The sequence below is a fragment of the Gluconobacter sp. Gdi genome (assembly GCF_014132155.1).
Lineage (GTDB): Bacteria > Pseudomonadota > Alphaproteobacteria > Acetobacterales > Acetobacteraceae > Gluconobacter.
Window position 1 is genome coordinate 1 of record NZ_BLJQ01000066.1, and the last position, 484, is coordinate 484.

The 484-nt window shown below is 62.8% G+C and carries 1 pseudogene; it reads left to right on the top strand.

Going from position 1 to position 484, the window contains the following annotated elements:
• A pseudogene (locus tag JN414_RS16495) lies at positions 1–484 on the top strand (hypothetical protein); the annotation flags it as partial.

The following is a 484-nucleotide window of genomic DNA, read 5'->3' on the forward strand; positions in this document are numbered from 1 at the left end:
CACGTCTGCGTCGGCGTTCTCATCCGGGGGCTCCAGTCTCCTGTCGTCCGGATCCTCGTCCTGGCTGTCGTCTGGTCTGAAAACCAATCTGTTTGGTACAGCATCGGTCGGCAGTCTTCTGGGCGGGATTGGCGGCGGCATGGGTCTGGGCTCGGCTCTGTCCTCGATTGGTGGTGGCACCTATGGCACGCTCGGCAGCGGCCTCGGGGCTGCGGCGGGTGCCGTGGCCGGCTCTTTTATTCCGGTGATCGGCACCATGCTCGGCGGGGTAATGGGTGGCGGTCTGGGCGGTCTGCTCGGTGGCCTCTTTTCCAAGACCCACTACGTCTATGACAGCGTGGTGGGCTCGGACGGGCAACTGTCCATCGGCAGCACACGCACCAAACACGCCAGCGATGACGTGACAGCCAAACTCCAGGACCAGCTGGATGACCTGAACGGGACCTATTCCGATCTGGGCATCTCGGTGAATGACGGCAGTTAT